Below are 14,135 nucleotides of genomic sequence, written 5' to 3'. Positions count from 1 at the left end.
ACTCGTCGTCATCGTCCTTCCGGGTTGTAATGTGGAAGTAGAACTCGTCGGTCGCCTTGTCGTATTGCAGTGTACTCGCCCGGAACTCGTACGCCTCCGAAAGAACGTACTGTTCGTAGGGCGTCGGGCTGTCCGCCGGGAGTTCAAACTCACACTCAACACGCCCGTTGACGGTTGAGAGCGAGACTTCGTTCCGGTAGAACGTCGCGCTTCGCTTGTCATAGAGCATACTCCACGACGTGAACTCCGGCTGGCTCACCCGCTTTCCCTGTTTCCACCGCTCAACGCACCCTTTCGTCGCTTGGACGGCACGACGGATAGCCTCTTGAACGAGGTTCGCAGTAAGATCAGTTTCCTCTCGCAGTTGTTCGTAGAGTGCGTCCCGTGCGGTCGAGTTTGCCGTAACGCAGTTGGCGTAGGAGTCGTCGTCCCAACAGAATTCAGCGGCACGATTCGCACAGTGAAGGAACTGTCGCGCGGATTCGTGGAGGTCGTCGTACCGCTCATCGGGAACAACAAGTTTGACCGGCGCAGTTCGACGCACCTCCATGTTTCAGATTACTATCCAACGGTACTTATATGCTGGGGGAGTCAGGTAGCTACCATCGTGCGGTTGCGTCGTGCGTTGTCGGTTTCCTCTCCGATCTACTCGCTCGCTGCTCTCGCTCCTTGAGGTCGGAGGCTCCACCTCGTATTACGCTGAAACGTCTCGCACACTCGCTGCCGTCGGCGTCGTGCAACAACGCGAGGGTGATCTCGTGGCTTTCGGCGTCGCTCTCGGCCGCCTGATACTGGTCGTACAGTCGGCGGACTTCTTCGTCGACCGCCACCGAGAGATTGGTACTGGTCGTCGCTTGCGTGTCGCGTCCGGTGACCGTGGTATGATGGTTTTGCCGCTAGGCGTTTTCGAGTAATGAGCGTGCCCGGTGGACGTAACTGTTCGCGTCCCAACTTCGAGCGGTGCTGATGTCATCGAGGAGGGCAAGTGCCTCAACGGACGTCAATTGGCCTGTTCGGACGAATACCGACAGCAGTGTCGGCGTCGTCACGAGTCTCGCATCGATCAGTGAAGCGTGAATGAGACCAAGGTGATTGAATTCATCACAGAGGAAGAGGGCGGCGTCGATTTCGTTTGCGAGTGTCACGGCGGCATTCTCGCCGTCATCGAGTGGGAACTTGGCATACAAACGTACTGACCGAACCGTTAGATCGGTAGTGTGATCGAGGACTCCGGTTGCGGCTTGCCCATGCTCATCATCGTACGAGGCGATCTCTTGGAGTTCTTTGATGACCTCCTCCGGGACGAACACATCATAGCCGTTGAGACAGCGTACGAGGGGATCCGGGTCGGAGTCCGAAACGATACCTTGACTCACGAGTGCGGATGTGTCTGCGACCAACGCGACCATCTATGCGTCGGCGACCTCGTCAATGAAGCCTTCGTCCAACTGCTGTTTCAGGACCTGAAGGTTGGCGGCTTCTTCGGCTCCGACGAGTGCTTTGAGCTGCTCGTAGGAGATCTCGTCGTCGTAATAGGCGGCAGCGATCTCTTGGATGAGTACGTCGTCGTGAGCAGCGTCTTGGAGGTACTCTCGAAGCGCAGTCACGAGGACGTCTGTTCGGTCTTCTCCGAAAACCGCAGCGAGTGCATCAGCCCGATCGATGAGACGGTTTGGCGCTCGAAACTGGACGCGTTTTTTATTGGTGCTCATCATGTGTACATTGTGAGCCAGCACACTTAGGCGTTTTCGTGTGTCTGATGTGAGCTTCCATCGACTCGAGGAGAGCCAGCGTCAACGATTCGCCCTACTTCACCTACCCTGACTGGTTCGCTCGTTGTGGGCGTCGACAGCACTCTTTGCGTTCTGGCTGCTAACGAGGAGTCAGTGACTTCTGGTGATGAGACTTGTCGATGGACTCTGCCTCGAACCCGCCCGAGTGGGCGTTGAGTGTGACCCTCCCAGGCTGTTGACCCGGCGTGAGGCCCCCAGCAGACTGCGGACCGAACCGCTGGTTATCGGGGACAGTCCATCCATAGGCTCTTGTCTCACGCGGGACAGATATTAACAATGGGCACAGGCGGCGAACGGCTCACCGATCGTCCGGAAACCTCCGGCTCGTGGTCGGAGAATCCGATCTGGCGGCTGTACACCGAATACGGCACGGGTCATCGGTACGCTGTCGTCGGCGCCGTCGCCACGATCGTCGGCCGGGGGTTTGGGCTGATCCCTGCGTTCGTCATCGGACTGGCCGTCGACGCCATCTTTTTCGCCGAGCGGCCGTACGCGCTTCCGCTCGTGCCGGAAGGGTTCGTTCCGGCCACCAACGTCGGGCAGCTCTACTTCTCGATCGCGATCCTCTTGGGGGCGGCCGTCGTCGGCGCGGTCGCCTCGTGGGTCGAAGACTGGGGATGGAGCGTCTTCGCCCAACGCGTCCAGCGCAACCTTCGAGTCGACGCCTACGAACACCTCCAAGACCAGGAACTCGCGTACTTCACCAGTCGCCGTACGGGCGACCTGATGAGTGTCCTGAACAACGACGTCAACGCCCTTGAGACGTTTCTCGAGGACGGGCTGAGCGCAACGCTGTGGATCCTCGCGACAGTCGCCGGCATCGGGCTGATTCTCGTCAGCTTGAACGTCCCGCTGACCGTGATCACCCTGTTGCCGATCCCGCTGCTCGCGGCGTTCACCCTCCTGTTTACCCGGCTGATCGAGCCGCGGTATCTCTCGATCCGCGAGGAGATCGGGGATCTGAACTCCCGACTGGAGAACAACGTCAGCGGTATCGAGGTCATCAAGAGCGAGGGAGCTGAACGGTTCGAGACGGAGCGAGTGGCCGAGGCCTCCAACGAGTACCTCGCCGCCAACCTCTCGGCGATCAAGGTCCGTATCACCTACTTTCCGGGGCTGAGCGTCATCTCCGGGGTCGGTTTCGCGATCACCTTCCTCGTCGGCGGACTGTGGGTACTCGGCCGCCCGGCGTTCGGCCTCACGGGCACGCTTACCCCGGGGGCGTTCGTCACCTTCGTCATCTATGCCCAGCAGTTCCTCTGGCCGATCATCAGGTTCGGCGACGTCGTCGACGATTACGAGCGGGCCAAGGCCGCCGGGAGTCGGGTCCAAGACGTGCTCTCTCGGGATCCCACGGTTCGAGACCGGCCCGACGCCAGCCCGCTCGAGGTCGGGGAGGGCGCCGTCACCTATGACGGGGTTCAGTTCGCCTATTCGGGGGAGACCGTGCTCAGCGACGTCGACTTCGACGTCGAGGGCGGGACGACCGTCGGAGTGGTCGGGCCGACCGGGGCGGGGAAGTCGACGCTGTTGAAGTTACTGCCCCGCCTGTACGACGTCGACGGCGGTGCCGTTCGGATCGACGGGCAGGACGTCCGGGACGTGACGCTACGGAGTCTCCGACGGTCGATCGGCTACGTCAGTCAGGAGCCGTTTCTCTTCTTCGGGACGGTTCGGGAGAACGTTCGCTACGGCACCTTCGACGCGACCGATGACGACGTCGAACGTGCCGCCCGACGGGCCCAGGCCCACGAGTTCATCGAGAACCTGCCCAACGGGTACGAGACGTTGGTCGGCGAACGGGGAGTGAAGCTATCGGGCGGTCAGCGCCAGCGGCTGGCGCTCGCACGGACGATGCTCAAAGACCCCGCTATCCTCGTGTTGGACGAGGCGACCTCGGCGGTCGACACCGAGACGGAGGCACTCATCCAAGACCGACTCACCGAGTTCGCCGCCGACCGGACCACCTTCGTCATCGCGCACCGCCTGTCGACGGTCAGGACGGCCGACCGGATCCTCGTCCTCGAGGACGGGGAGGTGGTAGAGGACGGGACGCATGAAGGGCTGCTCGAGACGGACGGACTGTACGCGAACTTCTGGCGTGTCCAGACTGGTGACATCGCATCGCTTCCTCGGGAGTTCCTCGAACGCGCGCTCCGACGACAGGCGATCGTCGACCTCGACGACACGGAAGCCGAAGATCGGTCGGACTAACGAGTCCGGCCCTGTTGAAACCGCAGAGGAGATTTTCCGTTGGATCGTTTCTACTGATGAACACCGCGGTCTCAGTACTGAACGAGTGAGGCGTGGAAGCATATCAAACGCTGAAGGATTCGACGGAGCCGACTGCAGAACCCTCACGGCGGCTGCGGCGGCTCGGGACGCGTCGCACTCCGCAGAGACGTGCGAAGAACGGAGCGCTCGATCATCGGAGTTCGTGGGGTTCGCCAGCGAACGCGACCGTGACGAGGCACTCGAACAACTCGTCGAATCGCTCACCGTCGCTGACGGCGGACGCCTCCGGCTCGTCGTCCAGAAGTGCTCGTCGCCCACACCTCCGCTACCGAGAGTAACGGGCTGGTAACTAAGTGAGTTTGAAACGTGCTGTGAGTGGCTGTAACAGACGCTGACGGATACTGGACGGGGGTGGGTCCGTGTGAAGGGTTAGGAGCGGTCAACGACACAGGACTGACACATTGATGGAAAGAAGCGATCCTGCGACCGGAGAGGCGACTGAAACGTACGACGAACACGACGACGAACAGGTCGAAGACCGGCTTTCGAGGGCCGAATCGACGTTCGAAACGTTCCGAGACTGGTCCGTGGCGGAGCGCGAAACGAAACTCGCGGAGGTGGCGACGTTGCTTCGTGATCGGACGGCCGAGTACGCGGAACTGATCACCCGTGAGATGGGGAAACCGATCGCCCAGTCCGAGGCCGAGGTCGAAAAGTGTGCGTCGGTCTGTGATCACTACGCCGAGCACGCGGGACGCTACCTCCAGGACGAGCAGCATCTGAGCCCGCCGGGATCGACCGTAAAGACGGTCCACGAACCGCTCGGGCCCGTCCTCGCGATCATGCCGTGGAACTTCCCGTTCTGGCAGGTGTTTCGGTTCGCGGCCCCCTACGTGGCCGCGGGGAACGTCGGGCTCCTCAAACACGCTTCGAACGTGCCGGGGTGTGCACTCGCTATCGAGGACGTCTTCCGCGACGGCGGGTTTCCCGGCGGTGCGTTCCAGACGCTGCTGATTCCGTCGGATCGCATCGACGCGGTCCTCTCGGATCCGCGCGTCAAAGCGGCGACGCTGACCGGAAGCAGCTCGGCGGGACAGGCGGTCGCCTCGACGGCCGGCGAGAACCTCAAGAAGACCGTCCTCGAACTCGGAGGGAGCGACCCGTACGTCGTGCTCGACGACGCCGACGTCGAGGCCGCCGCGACGACCGGTGCCTGGGCGCGTAACCTGAACGGCGGCCAATCGTGTATCGCTGCCAAGCGGTTCATCGTCCACGACGCCGTCTACGACGCGTTTATCGAGCGGTTCGTCGCGGAGGTCGAGTCGTTCACCGTCGGCGACCCCATGGACCGCGACACGGATATCGGACCGCAGGCACGACAGGACCTCATGGAGGGGGTTCACGAACAGGTGACCGAGAGCGTCGACGCCGGCGCGACGACGCTCACGGGCGGTGAGCCACTCGACCGTGACGGGGCGTACTACCCGCCGACGGTGCTCGCAGACGTTCCACGGGGATGTCCCGTCGATGCCGAGGAGGTGTTCGGTCCCGTGGCAGCCGTCTACCGGGTCTCCGATGAGGAGGCCGCCATCGAGAAAGCGAACGACACGGAGTTCGGCCTCGGAGCCAGCATCTGGACGAACGACCTCGAGCGCGGCGAGCGGATAGCCGGCCGCATCGACGCTGGCTGCACGTATATCAACGAACTGGTGAAGTCCGATCCGCGGGTTCCATTCGGCGGGGTAAAAGGATCCGGCTACGGCCGTGAACTCTCCGAAGCCGGGATCAAGGAGTTCGTCAATCGCAAGACCGTCTGGCGACAGCAGCCAGAGAAGAGCGACGGAGACGAGGTGCCGACCGAATGAACGCGTCGGATCTGCTCGTGGCCTGTCTCGAGGGGGAGGGCGTCGAGTACGTGTTCGGTGTTCCCGGCGAAGAGACCGAGGACCTGCTGTTCTCGATTCGGGACTCGAGTATCGAGTTCATTCCCGTTCGACACGAGCAGGGAGCCGCGTTCATGGCTAACGTTCACGGCCGGCTCACGGGCGAGGCAGGCGTCTGTCTCGGGACGCTCGGTTCCGGTGCGACGAACCTCATGACCGGTGTCGCGGACGCGAACCTGGACAAAGCCCCCCTCGTCGCGATTACTGGCCAGGGCGGATTGGAACGACTCCACAAGGAGAGCCACCAGGCGCTGGATATCGTCCAGCTGTTCGAGCCGATCACGAAGTGGAACACCCAGCTCAACGATCCCGACATCGTCGCCGAGTCCGTCCGGAAGGCGTTCAAACTCGCCGAATACGAGAAACCCGGCGCGACCCACCTCGAATTCCCCGAGGACGTCGCCGGGTCGGAGGCTGACGCGACCCCGATGGACCCCCGTGAGCGTGTCCGGCTCGCGTCGCCGGACCCGGAACTGCTCCAACGAGCCCAGGCGTTCCTCGAAGACGCCGACCGACCGCTGATCATCGCGGGGAACGGAGCGGTACGGACGGACGCCACGACGCGGCTCCGCGAGTTCGTCCAGACGACGGGTATCCCCGTTGCGTCGACGTACATGGGAAAGGGGGCGATCTCGGATCGTTCGCCACAGTCGTTGCTGACTCTGGATTCAGGTGATCACCAGGAGGCATCGGATGCGATCGAGACGGCCGACCTGATCCTCACCGTTGGCTACGACATCGCCGAGCACGACCCGGCTGGCTGGAACAAGGGCGCAGACACAGTCATCGTACACATCGACAGCGAGCCGGCAGAGGTGTACGAGGCGTACAACCCGAACCTCGAACTCGTCTGCGATCTCTCGACGGCACTCGCGCGGTTCACCGAGCGGATGGACGAAAGCGAGACGCGGTTCGACGAGACGTGGTACCGCGATCTCAGGGACCACATCGTCGACGACGTCGCCACCGACGCATCGGAAGAGAGTGCGTTCACCGTCCGGGCGGTACTGCCGGTATTACGGGACGTCATGCGTGATAACGACGTACTGATCTCCGATGTCGGAAGCCACAAAGTAGAGATCGCACAGAGCTTCCTCACCTACGAACCCAACACGTGTATCATCTCGAACGGGCTGGCGTCGATGGGGATCTCGGTACCGGGGGGGATCGCGGCGGATCTCGCGACCGACGCGGCGGTCGTTGCGGCGACCGGCGATGGCGGGTTTCTGATGAACGGTGCCGAGATCGAGACCGCGACACGGATGGGCTGTGGCTACACTATCCTTCTCTTTACCGACGACGACTACGGGCTCATTTCCGAGAAGCAGCAGACGCATCGCGGCGAGTCGTTCGGAACCGAACTCACGAACCCCGACTTCATGAAGCTCGCCGAGAGCTTCAGTATCGAAGGACATCGCCCCGAAGAGCGGGACGAACTCGAGGAGGTGTTACGAGATGCACTCACAACGGACGAGATGTCGCTCGTCGAGATTCCACTCGAGTAGTTCACTCCCTCGCGTCCTGGAGTCGCTGCAGCCACGCGAGACCGCATCCGGCACCGATCACCGCCAGCGTCCACCCGTTCGTCCCGGTGTCTCGAAGGCCTAATCGAGGGTTCCGAGGAGCGAGGTGCCGAACGCGGAACCGACGACGAGCGCGACCGTCCACGCAGCGATCCCCAGGGTCATCCAGCCGCCGACGCTCCGGGTACGGCTTCCAGCGGCGAGTGCGAGGAGCGCGGCGAGATGGACGCCCGTGAGCACGGGTGCTGCGAGCGAGAGTCCGGGAAGTCCGTAACGATCCCAGACGCCGTGTGCCCATTCATGGCGGCGACCCGTCGGTTCGTCACCGTCCTCCGGTTTCGATCGTCGGCGTCTGCGCCATCGAGCGATCCGCCGATGAAAGAGTAGTAGTACGTAGACGGACCCGGCGTTGCCGGCGAACGCCACGATCCCGGTGAGGACGGGGTTGAGCCCGACGCCGATCGCGATCGGGATGACGACGAGGATCTCAACCCACGGGAGCGCGGCGAACAGGAAAACGAGACCGTACTGGATCACGCCGCCAGCCTCCCCGATGGCGGTACCGACGTCAACGAGGAGGGGAGTCGGGTGAGGGGAGACCATCGCTTGTCGCGAGGTCTCGGTCGGCCAAATACGTTCCGTCATCGAGAGTGGCGACGACGTCCACGGAGATCGCCGCGAACACGACGACGAGGCCGTCGGCGGAGGCCACCGGACGCCGACTGGCAACCACATGTCGTTGCCTATCTCGGCATCCCAGGTGTCAGTGTTATCGTCGGGTACGTTCTTTCGGGGACGTTTACCGACTCGATCGACCCCGCTGGCGACGCGGTGTACGTGCTCCTCGCTGCGTTATGGATGTCGTCCTTCGTATGCGTGATTTGGTGGCGGAGGACGTCGAAGTGATTTTGTAAGCGGTCGATGAATTCGGCCCGATGCCCTCCGCTCCGACTCGTCGATCGATCTTGGGAATCGCTGCAGCCTGTCTCACCGGGGGAGCCGCCGGCTGTCTCTCCGACGAGAGCCGAATCGCTCGTTGCTCGGGCTACGGGACCATGGGTGAGGACGACGGACCGCTGATTCGGGCCGGGACGCTCGACGGCGACGAACTGGTGTCGCTCGGAGTCGTCGTGAGTCGGGACGCTCCGCGTGACGATCGGTTCGCCGCCGTCGTCGTCCGCGACCGTGACGGCGGGCTCGTCGCCGACGTCCCGCTTCGGGACAACCGGGACATGAGCGACCTCGATACCGACGTCGATCCGAAGTTCTCCGGCTCCGACGGGGAGCTGTACGCCGTCCCGCTGGGTCCGCCACCGCAACACGGGGACGTCACCGTCTCGGTCGTCGACGAGAACGGGACGGCACTGTCGACCGCGGAGTACCGGTTCAACTGCTACGACGCTGACGGTAACCTGCCGTGAGATCAAGGAGACGAGTGCGTAGTGAAGAGGACTCTCGTTCAGCGGTGTACAGGTCAGTCGTCCGGCCAAGCGAGGACTTCGTACGTGACGGCCCCATTGGAGCCCTTAAGAACCGGCGGGAGACCGCTTGCAGAACACGGCGGATGTGTTTGGCGTCTCGAAACGGCCACAGACCGACGCGCAAAAACGAGACGTGATCACTTGGTGACGAGGTGGGTTTCGAGGGGGACCTCGTTCGTGATCACGTCCATGAGCGGCGAAGTCTTCTCGACGCGCTCGCGCAGTTCGGTCAGTTCGGCCTCGGAAGCGTCGGCGTCGACGTGGACCGTACAGTCGATCGACCCGTAGCCGGGGCGAACGTCCTCGGAGATGCCGAGGAAGCCACGGAGGTCGACATCGCCCTCCATTTCGAAGCGGAGGTCGTCGAGCTCGATCCCCATGTGAGCTGCGTTCGCCGCGTAGCCGACGCTCAGGCACGACCCGAGCGCGCCGAGCAGGAGCTCGACGGCGTTCGGTCCCGTGCGCTCGCCGAGGATCTGTTCGGGCTCGTCACCTTGAAGCGTGAACTCACGGGTGTGGATGGTCTCTCCCGCCTGGTCGAACTCGTCGATCCTCGTCACGGACTTGAGTGCGTCCTCCCAATCGGTCTCGGCCCGGAACCTGAACATCCCGGCGTCGGAATTCTCGCTGATCGTTTCGACCGCGCCTTCAAGAGCAGCGACGTCGACACCGTTTACTGCCTGTCGTTCGGTGGTTGCCATTTCGGATCACCGGTATCCGTTGGGCAGCTGAGAGAATAAACCATGTCACTGGATGTTTTATACATACGTGACTTTTGTGAGGAATATATGGCGTATTCGGACGGTATCGGTGGTTTGGAACGCGTTCCGGGACGCTGACAGAGATTCCACGATCCGGTTCCGAGATGGGAGTGGGGATCGCTCATCCGAGGCGGTAACCGCGAACGCGATCCCGCGCGACGTACATCGACCCGACGCCGACGAAACACGCGATCACGGCCGAAACGACGGTCCCGACCAGCCCGATCACGAATCGGTCGACGCCGACGATCGACGCGAGGGCGTGGCTGGCAACGCCGGAGTGCGCGACAACGGTCGGGAGCGCGACGACGAGCACCGCGGCCGAATAGATGACGAACGCGAAGACGCTCGGAACGATCGCCTTCGTGCTTCGAGAGACGCTGACCGCCTCGAGGCGCGGGAACCCGACACCGATCCCGGTCCCGATCGCACCCGACCCGACCGATAAGACGAGCGCCGACACGCCGAGGCTCGCGACGGCCGGTGCCGAATGCGGACTCAGAAGGCCCGCGACAACGGTCGCCGCGACGGTCACCGGCGCGATGAGGAGCGCACCGGAAACGACGTGTCCGACGACCAGCGAGCGCTCGGGAGCCTCCGAGAGCAGCGTGACGGGGAGCGCCGCGCCCTCCTGGCCGAGCACGTTGAGCGCGAACAACGACCCGGCGACCCACGTCCCACAGACCAGGATCCACAGCGGAAGCCCCGTTCCGACCTCGCCGGTCTGGACGGCCGTGACGATCGGTCCGGCGAGAACGATCAGCGGATACAGCGCGAACGACAGGGAGATCGGCGACCGGCGGGCGCGTTTCCAATCGACAGCGACGACGCCGAAGACCGGCCGGGAGAGGACTCGTGAGAGGCCGCCGAACCGCGAAGCGCCGTCGGCCGACCGCTCGACCTCGTGGGTGACGTGCACGCCGTCGGCGTACCAGAGCCACTCCGCGAGTCGGTACAGCGACGCGACCGCTGCGACGACGAACGCGATCGAGAATCCCACCGCGCCGATCGCGCGGAACGGTGACGCCCCGATACCGAGCCCGACTGCTGCGAGATCGCCGAACCAGTCGATCGGCGTCGGCGCGAGCACCCGGTAGATCGGTTCTAAGACCGACGCGAACGCGTTCGTGGAGATCAGCGCGAAGTAGCCGACACCGAGAAACACGAGAAACAGCGTTCGGAGGCGGCTGAGCAGCCGTGATCGGACGCCGGCGTTTCGCACGCCCAGCGCGAGGAGGAAGCCGGCCGGGAGCCCGGTCACGAGCACGAGACACAGCGCGAGCAACAGGGCAGGTATCGTAAGCACCGAGCCGGCACCGGCCGCGAACGCGACCGCGGCGGCGCTTCCGATCGTGAGGAAGAACGCGGACCAGAGCGCGAGCTCGGTGAGGATCAGGCCCCCGATCACGTCCCTGTGTGAGACCGTCGTCAGCAGGCCGTCGAGGTTGTCGGGGCGGAGCGCGACGGCGTACGCGCGATAGCCGCCGAACCCGACCACGAAGATCCAGCCGTAAACGAACGCCATTCGCGCCCAGTCGATCAGCGGCTCGGTCTCGCTTCCGGCGACGAACCCGCCGGCGAGGTACGCCCCGAGCACGCCGGCGAGCGAGAACGGAAGCAGCATGACGGCCACGAACGCGATCGCCAACAGCTGCGTCGTGTTCCCCTTTATCGTTCGCCAGCGACGCCGGAGCTCGATTCGAGCGACCAGCCGCGGACGTGTCCCCCGCGTCATCGGTCGTCGGCCCGCTCGTCCTGACGGTCGGTGGTATCTCCAGCGTGCCGAGGATCCGATCCGGAACCCGACTCGGGGTCCGATCCGAGATTCGGTCCGGGGACCGACCCGGAGGCGACCGGCCCGCGCTCGGCAGTGACGGAGAGGAACACGTCCTCGAGGGTCGTTCCCTCCTCGGCCTCCACCCGCGCCGTCAGCGCCGCGGGTGAGCCCTCGGTGACGAGATCGCCCTCGTAGAGGACGCCGACGACGTCCGCGAGCTCCTCGACGACCGAGAGGATATGCGTCGAGAGGAACACCGTGTGGTCGTCATCGGTCAGCTCCGCGATGACGTCGAGGACGGTCCGTGCCGCCCGCGGGTCCAGCCCGCTGGTCGGCTCGTCGAGGAACACGACGTCCGGTTCGTGGAGGAGCGCCTGGATCAATCCGACCTTCTGGCGCATCCCCTTCGAGTAGTCCTCGATCCGCTTGTCCGCGTCTCCTTCGAGATCGAACCGATCCAGCCAGCCTTCGATCCGGGTCGTCATCTCGGCGGCGGGGAGGTCACGGAGCCGGCCGAAGTACTCGAGCTGTTCGCGGCCGGTGAGCTCGTCGAAGACCGGCGGTTCCTCGGGGAGGTAGCCGATCGACGCCCTGATCGCGTCGCGGTCCGAGACGGGGTTCCCGTCGATCCACGCCTCGCCGTCGGTCGGCCGCGTCAGCGACGTCAACATCCGCATCGCCGTCGTCTTTCCGGCGCCGTTCGGGCCGAGAAAGCCGTACACCGTCCCGCGTTCGACGTGTAGGTCGAGGCCGTCGACGGCGGTCTCGGTCCCGAATCGCTTCGTCAGGTCGCGTGCCTCGATCGCGTGCGTGTTTCGTGTCATGGGAGAGCGTTCGTTCTCAGTCGCGGACCGCAGTCGGTCAGAGGACGATACCGCCGACCCCAGCGACGATGGATATCGCCGCGATCAGCGTCGGGAACGCCGCCATGCGGAGACGGGCGATGGCGAACCGTCTCGGGGAGCGGTCGGTGATGACGAGGTCGCCCGCGAGAACGGTCTCGTTCTGCCGCCGTTCGGTGCGTCCCGCCACGAGGTACTCCTCGCCGGGATCGATCCTGCGTTCGACGTAGCGCCGCAATCCGAGTCCGGGAACTGCCTTCACCCACCCCGCGACCGGACCGAGTCCGTCGCGAACGTCGACGAACCGCTGGATACGCTCGGGAGGGGCCTCGGTCGCTCCGACCGTGACGACCGTCGACTCCGTGTCGAGCGCGAATCGCTTGGCGGCCGGGACGACGTGGAGCGTGCCGGTCGGGCCGTCGAGCGTGAACGGGCGCGTCGCGACGCCGTCGTCGAGATGCGCCTGGAACCACGGGACGCCGATCCCGAGCGGCTGGCGTTCGGTGACCTCGAACTCGAAGCCGAGACAGCGTGTGCCCGTGAACGGAGCCGTCACCGTTTCGCTCGAAACGGTTCCGACGCCACCGCAGACGACGAATGCTCCGGTGTCCGTCACCTCGCTTGGGTCTCGAATATTGGCACGGAGTACGCTCGGAACCACCGCGAGCGGCCGAAGTCCGTACCAGCCGATCGCGACCCCGAGCGCGACGAAGCCGAGTCCGGCGAGCGTGAGCAGCATCACTCGGTGGGGTTCGGACTGTCGAACGAATCAGATCCGTGATCGACCGTCTCCGCACCCGCTTGGGACGGCTCCCCGTCGACGCCAACGAGCGCTCGATAGAAGACGACGGAGAAGACGACGAAGAACGTTGCAAACAGAGCCGTTCCGACGATGGATGCCCCGGATCCGAGCAACGCTGGAAGGGGATCCGGCATCGGGGCGGGTTCACCGGGAGCCGACGCGGACGGGAACGCGAACGCGCTGACGAGTACGAACACGCCGCCGAACACGGCCCCGAACACGAGCGACAGGAGCCCGTAGCCGACGACCGATTTGAGGTTGTGCCGAACGACGTGCACGCTTCGAGAGAGTCCGTCGACGGCTCCCTTCCCCTCGATGACGATCGCGTGCGCGTAGAAATGCACGGCGAACAGCGCGATCAGGAACGCGAGGACGATCAGCGCGATGACGCCACCGACGCCGAGCATCAGCGGGAGTCCACCGCCTCCCACCCCGACGGTGACGAACGCGACGAGTATTCCGATCGAGACGGCGAACCCGAACCCGAACGTCACGGCCGTGATGAACAGATACGCGATCAACACGGAGACGTAGAACTCCTTGGCGTGGCTCCAGAACCGTCCGAGCGAGGTCGGAGTTCCGGCGGCCGCGTCGTTCGCCATGCCGATCGCGCCGGCGTAGAAGACGGGCGTTACGAAGACGAATAGCCCCGTCAGGAGCAACGAGCCCACGATCGAGACCATCGGGTCGAGCGTCTCCAAGAACAGCTGTGGGGTCTGGAGGACGGCGAAGATCGCCATCGGAACGAACAGTATCGGTTGCTCACGGAGGAGCCGCGGGGCTTCGCGGAGGGCTTTCAGGAGGGCCATACCGGATGTAATCTCGAGAAGTATTTATAAAACATTGGTATGTTCCCAGCCGAAAAGATGGAGGCTCGAGGCGCCGTTGAAGTCCTCAGCAGGGGGACGCGTGCTGCCGTGGCTGCGTACGGATCAGTTCTCGGCCGCGGATAGAAGCGATCCACCGCTCCCTGCGGAC

Annotated in this window: 13 protein-coding genes and 1 pseudogene; 4 read left to right on the top strand and 10 right to left on the bottom strand. The window is 64.1% G+C overall.

Annotated features, from left to right (window positions below; translation table 11 throughout):
- From GRS48_RS11980 to GRS48_RS11965, 4 genes and pseudogenes are all read right to left on the bottom strand, one after another.
- A pseudogene (locus GRS48_RS11980) lies at positions 1-550 on the bottom strand (RNA-guided endonuclease TnpB family protein); the annotation flags it as partial.
- A gap of 49 nt (positions 551-599) precedes the next feature.
- Positions 600-830: a hypothetical protein gene (locus GRS48_RS11975; protein ID WP_159486784.1), complete on the bottom strand. Its 231-nt coding sequence runs from the start codon at positions 828-830 to the stop codon at positions 600-602.
- A 66-nt stretch (positions 831-896) separates the two neighbouring features.
- Positions 897-1,409: a hypothetical protein gene (locus tag GRS48_RS11970; protein ID WP_159486782.1), complete on the bottom strand. Its 513-nt coding sequence runs from the start codon at positions 1,407-1,409 to the stop codon at positions 897-899.
- Positions 1,410-1,712, bottom strand: coding sequence for a hypothetical protein (locus GRS48_RS11965; protein WP_159486780.1), 303 nt, complete (start codon positions 1,710-1,712; stop codon positions 1,410-1,412).
- Between the two features lie 357 nt (positions 1,713-2,069).
- Here GRS48_RS11965 and GRS48_RS11960 point away from each other — a divergent pair, with 357 nt between their 5' ends.
- The 3 genes from GRS48_RS11960 (at position 2,070) to GRS48_RS11950 (ending at position 7,476) form a co-directional block, all read left to right on the top strand.
- A complete protein-coding gene (locus GRS48_RS11960) occupies positions 2,070-4,007 on the top strand; it encodes an ABC transporter ATP-binding protein (RefSeq protein ID WP_159486778.1) in 1,938 nt (645 codons plus the stop codon).
- Between the two features lie 485 nt (positions 4,008-4,492).
- On the top strand, positions 4,493-5,893 hold the full coding sequence (locus tag GRS48_RS11955) for an NAD-dependent succinate-semialdehyde dehydrogenase (RefSeq protein WP_159486776.1): 1,401 nt from the start codon (positions 4,493-4,495) through the stop codon (positions 5,891-5,893).
- On the top strand, positions 5,890-7,476 hold the full coding sequence (locus GRS48_RS11950; protein ID WP_159486774.1) for an acetolactate synthase large subunit: 1,587 nt from the start codon (positions 5,890-5,892) through the stop codon (positions 7,474-7,476). Before GRS48_RS11955 ends, GRS48_RS11950 begins: the two co-directional genes overlap by 4 nt.
- Positions 7,477-7,575: 99 nt before the next feature.
- Here GRS48_RS11950 and GRS48_RS11945 read toward each other — a convergent pair whose 3' ends face one another.
- A complete protein-coding gene (locus GRS48_RS11945; RefSeq protein WP_159486772.1) occupies positions 7,576-8,097 on the bottom strand; it encodes a small multi-drug export protein in 522 nt (173 codons plus the stop codon).
- Positions 8,098-8,549: 452 nt separating this feature from the next.
- On the opposite strand from GRS48_RS11945, the gene GRS48_RS11940 reads away from it, so the two are divergent.
- On the top strand, positions 8,550-8,915 hold the full coding sequence (locus GRS48_RS11940) for a hypothetical protein (protein ID WP_200840270.1): 366 nt from the start codon (positions 8,550-8,552) through the stop codon (positions 8,913-8,915).
- 197 nt (positions 8,916-9,112) lie between these two features.
- Here GRS48_RS11940 and GRS48_RS11935 read toward each other — a convergent pair whose 3' ends face one another.
- The 5 genes from GRS48_RS11935 to GRS48_RS11915 all read right to left on the bottom strand — a co-directional run bounded on the left by GRS48_RS11935 (position 9,113) and on the right by GRS48_RS11915 (position 13,966).
- On the bottom strand, positions 9,113-9,676 hold the full coding sequence (locus GRS48_RS11935) for an OsmC family protein (protein WP_159486768.1): 564 nt from the start codon (positions 9,674-9,676) through the stop codon (positions 9,113-9,115).
- 181 nt (positions 9,677-9,857) lie between these two features.
- Entirely contained in the window at positions 9,858-11,471 is a 1,614-nt protein-coding gene (locus GRS48_RS11930; RefSeq protein ID WP_159486766.1) for a hypothetical protein, read from the bottom strand.
- Positions 11,468-12,337: an ABC transporter ATP-binding protein gene (locus GRS48_RS11925; RefSeq protein ID WP_159486764.1), complete on the bottom strand. Its 870-nt coding sequence runs from the start codon at positions 12,335-12,337 to the stop codon at positions 11,468-11,470. The genes GRS48_RS11930 and GRS48_RS11925 overlap by 4 nt, the downstream gene beginning before the upstream one ends.
- 37 nt (positions 12,338-12,374) lie before the next feature.
- Entirely contained in the window at positions 12,375-13,094 is a 720-nt protein-coding gene (locus tag GRS48_RS11920) for a hypothetical protein (RefSeq protein ID WP_159486762.1), read from the bottom strand.
- Complete coding sequence (locus GRS48_RS11915; RefSeq protein ID WP_159486760.1) at positions 13,094-13,966, bottom strand: hypothetical protein; 873 nt, start codon at positions 13,964-13,966, stop codon at positions 13,094-13,096. The genes GRS48_RS11920 and GRS48_RS11915 overlap by 1 nt, the downstream gene beginning before the upstream one ends.
- Positions 13,967-14,135: the final 169 nt, after the last annotated feature.

The organism is Halorubrum sp. JWXQ-INN 858 (assembly GCF_009806985.1).
Lineage (GTDB): Archaea > Halobacteriota > Halobacteria > Halobacteriales > Haloferacaceae > Halorubrum.
The sequence above is the reverse complement of the archived record's forward strand: the minus strand, read 5'-3'. Positions and strand labels throughout refer to the sequence as shown.